General features: G+C 73.3%; 3 protein-coding genes. All 3 read right to left on the minus strand.

All coding sequences use genetic code 11. The features are described 5' to 3' along the window. Nucleotides 1-127: 127 nt before the first annotated feature. Nucleotides 128-1,156: a FecCD family ABC transporter permease gene (locus MFF04_RS21875; RefSeq protein WP_238279108.1), complete on the minus strand. Its 1,029-nt coding sequence runs from the start codon at nucleotides 1,154-1,156 to the stop codon at nucleotides 128-130. After that, nucleotides 1,153-1,995, minus strand: coding sequence for an ABC transporter substrate-binding protein (locus MFF04_RS21880; RefSeq protein ID WP_238279110.1), 843 nt, complete (start codon nucleotides 1,993-1,995; stop codon nucleotides 1,153-1,155). Before MFF04_RS21880 ends, MFF04_RS21875 begins: the two co-directional genes overlap by 4 nt. Before the next feature lie 5 nt (nucleotides 1,996-2,000). After that, the coding region (locus MFF04_RS21885; protein WP_238279112.1) for a TonB-dependent receptor plug domain-containing protein at nucleotides 2,001-3,887 on the minus strand (1,887 nt) is incomplete at its 5' end.

Raw genomic sequence — 3,887 nt, forward strand, 5'->3', positions numbered from 1 at the left:
AGGGTGGTCTTGCCGGCGCCGTTCGGGCCGACGAGACCGGTCATCGTGCCGGGCGCCAGGGCGAGGGAGACGCCGTCGAGCACCGTCCTTCCGCCGAGCCGGACGGCGAGCGCCTCGGTCCGCAGGCTCATCGCGCCATCCTCCCGCGGCGCAGGAGCAGCAGGATCAGGAACGGCGCCCCGATCAGCGCCGTGACGACGCCGAGCTTCAGCTCCGGCCGGGTCGGCAGCAGCCGGATCGCGATGTCCGCCGCCAGAACGAGCACCGCGCCGGTGAGCCCCGAGGGCAGCAGGCTCGCCCCCGGCCGCTGGCCGACGAGGGGCCGCACGAGATGGGGCACCACGAGGCCGACGAAGCCCATGGCACCGCTCACCGCCACGCCGCTGCCCACGGCGAGCGCCGCGCCGGTGACGATCCGGGCACGGACCGAGGCGAGGCCGTAGCCGAGGCTCGCCGCGGTGTCCTCGCCGAGGGTGAGGGCGTCGAGTGCGCCGGCGGTGGAGAGCATCAATGCCCAGCCGAGCGCCATCAGCGGCAGGCAGAGCCAGACATGGTCCATGCCGCGATCGGCGAGCGACCCCATCAGCCAGAACACGATCTCCAGCGCCGCATAGGGGTTGGGCGAGAGGTTGAGGGCGAGCGCCGTGAGCGCGCCGGACAGGCTCGCGAGGCCGACGCCCGCGAGGATCAGCCCGAGGGTGCCAGCCCCCCGCGCCGCCAGGAGGTTGAGGGCCAGCGCCGCGAGCGCCGCGCCCGCGATCCCGCCGAGCGGCAGCGCCAGGCCGAGGGTGCCGGCGAGGCCGCCGTAGAAGACGACGACGGCGCCGAGCGCCGCGGCGGAGGAGATGCCGAGCACGCCGGGATCGGCGAGCGGGTTGCGCAGGTAGCCCTGGAGCACCGCGCCCGACAGGCCGAGGCTGAAGCCGACCAGGGCGCCGAGCAGCGCCCGCGGCACGCGCAGCTCCCACAGGACGAGGGCCGGCAGCGTGGTGCGCCCGGCGATCAGGTCGCGGGCGGCGCCGGACACGTCGATGGCCGCGTAGCCGGTCGCGACGGAGGCCGCGAGAAGGCCGAGGAGGGCGACCGCGAGACCGGCGATGAGCCATCGGCCCCCGGCGGGACGCTTCGCGGCCGCCTCCGGTGCCGGCTCGGTCATCGGACGGGCCTCCGCGCCGCCTCGGCGAGCCGCGCCACGACCTCCGCGACCTGGGGACCGGGGCAGGTCCAGAGCCGATTCGGGATCGAGACCATGCGGCCCCGCCGCGCCAGCGCCGCCATCACGGGGTGGTGCAGGAGCGCATCGGCGAGCGAAGGCGTGCCGGGCTCGGCCTCGTCGAGGACGAGGAGGTCCGCGTCCGCGAGGGCGGCGGCCTCCAGGGGGATCTGCCCGTGGCGGTCCCGGCCGATCTCGGCGGCGACGTTCGGGAGGCCGGCCGCCCGGATGATGGCATCGCCGAGGCTGCCCGGCGCGACGGTGAAGGCGTTCGGGCGCATGACCAGAGCGCGCCGCCCGCTCGGCACGGACGGCACCGCCGCGGCGAGGCGCGCGTCGAGCGCGGCGACCATCGTTTCCCCGCGCTCCGGATGCCCGAGCGCCGCGGCCACGGTGCGGATCTGCGCGCGCACCCCCTCGAAGTCGGCCGGCACGCCGAGCTCGAGCACGGAGAAGCCGACGCGCCGCAGGAGCGCGACGGTCACGCGGGTGGTGAAGGCGCCCGCGATCACGAGATCGGGCCGCAGGGCCACGATCTCCTCGGAGAGTCCCCGCGTCCAGGGGACGTCGGCGGCCTCCGCGGCGACCGTCGAGCCCCTGGGATCGCGGGCGAGATAGGTGACGGCCGCGACCTGCTCGCGGTCGGCGAGCCGCAGCACCAGTTCGTCCGCGCAGAGGTTGAGGGAGACGACCCGGCGCGGCGCGGGCGCCGGCCCCTCCGCGGCCGGGACCGCGGAGGGCAGGAGCAGGAGGGCGAGCGCGGCGAGGATCCGGGTCGGCATTCGCGTCAGAACGAGGTCACGCGCACGCCGCCGTAGACGGCGAGGCCCGGCCCGCGGAAGCCGGTCGGGTTCTGGTAGCGCTGGTCGAACAGGTTATCGATCCGGCCGAACAGGCTGAGCGTCTCCGACCAGGCGTAGGTGGCCGAGAGGTTCACGGTGGCGAAGCCCGGCGCCTTGAGCCGCGAGACCGAGAAGTCGCGGTTGCCGTCGACGAAGGAGCCGAGCACCACCAGGGTGCCGGTCATCGTCAGGCCGGGCATCAGGTTCCAGATCGCCGTGCCGCTGACCTTGTGGCGCGGGCGGCGCAGCAGCTCCTGCCCGGCGATCTCGTCCTTCGTCACGGTGTTGGTGTAGTCGATCCGCCCGCTCCAGGCCTCGTTGAAGCGGACAGTGACGAAGGTCTCGGCCCCGTAGGCCACGGCGCGGCCGACATTCACGTAGGTCGAGGAGGTGGGCAGAAAGACGGTCTGGATGAGGTCGCGGAAGTCGGTCTCGTAGTAGGTCGCGCCGACGGTCGCCGCGCCCCCGAACAGGGGCTGCTCGAAGCCCGCGTCGAAGCCGAAGCTCGACTCCGGCCGCAGGTTCGGGTTCCCGAAGAAGCGGAAGCCCGGATAGTCCTGGTAGAGCTGGCTCAGCGTCGGCGGCTTGAAGCCGGTTCCGACGCTGCCCTTCAGGCGGGTCTCTGTGTAGGGCAGGATGTAGCTCGGCGCGACGCGGAAGGTGGTGGCGCCGCCGAACTGGTCGTTGGCGTCGTGGCGGATGTTGGCGACGAGGAAGGCGCGCTCGAAGGGCTGGGCCTGAAGCTCGGCGAAGCCGCCGGTGTTGCCGTTCGAGCGGTCGATGCCCGTCGTCCGGAAGCGCTCGTCCTCCCGCTGCGCGCCGAACACCACGAGGTTGCCCGGCGAGAGCGCCACGTCGCCCCGGTAGTCGAAGCGGGTGCGCTCGCCGAGATAGGTGGTGGGCGTCGGCGGGGCGAGCGGGTCCACGATCGGACCGGCGAAGAGCCGGTCGAAGCGGGAATAGTTCGCGCCGAACACGTTGTGAAAGTTCGCGAACGGCGTCCACTCCGCCTCGCCGCGCAGGGCGAGCTGCTGCTGGTCGTTGAGGTTGCGGTAGGGCGTCGGCCGGGAGGGGAAGCCACCGTCGGCCTGATCGAGATAGGTGCTGTCGGAGAAGCGCAGGATGGTGTTGAGGCGGAACTCGTCCGTCAGCTGCGCGCCGAGCTTGGTCGAGACCGTCTTGATGTCGGTGAAGGCGGTCCGCAGGGGCACGCCGGCCGGCAGCAGGTCGAGGGGCGTCACCGGCAGGGACGCCTGACGCAGGTGCTGGACTGAGACCGCGTAGTCGAAGATGCCCTCCGAGCCGGCGATGCGCCCGAACTGGTTCACGGTGCCGTAGGAGCCTCCCTCGACGCTCGCCGTGGCCCTCGCCGGACCCTCGCCGCGCTTTGTCACGAAGGAGATGACGCCGCCGATGGCATCGCCGCCGTAGAGCCCGCTCTGGGGCCCGCGCAGCACCTCGATCCGGGAGAGGTCGTCGGTGAGGAGCTGGCTGAAGTCGAAGGACCGGTTCGGGGTCGAGGGGTCGTTGACGTCGATGCCGTCGATCTGGACCTTGACGTGGTTCGAGTTGGTGCCGCGCAGGAAGACCGAGGTCTGGCCGCCGGCGCCACCCGTCTGCACGACGTTGAGGCCGGGCACCTGCTGGAGGGCGTCGGCCGCGGTCCGGCGCTGCTGCTGGCCCAGCAGCGTGTCGGTGAGCACCGTGACGCTCGATCCCGTGGCGATCACGGGGATCGGCACGCCAGTGGCCGAGACGGAGATCTCGGAGAGCGAGGCCTCGGCGCCCCGGCCGGGCGCCTCGGCGAAGGGCGCGGCGGTCTGCTGTGCGCG

The organism is Methylobacterium jeotgali (assembly GCF_022179345.1).
Taxonomy (GTDB): domain Bacteria; phylum Pseudomonadota; class Alphaproteobacteria; order Rhizobiales; family Beijerinckiaceae; genus Methylobacterium; species Methylobacterium jeotgali.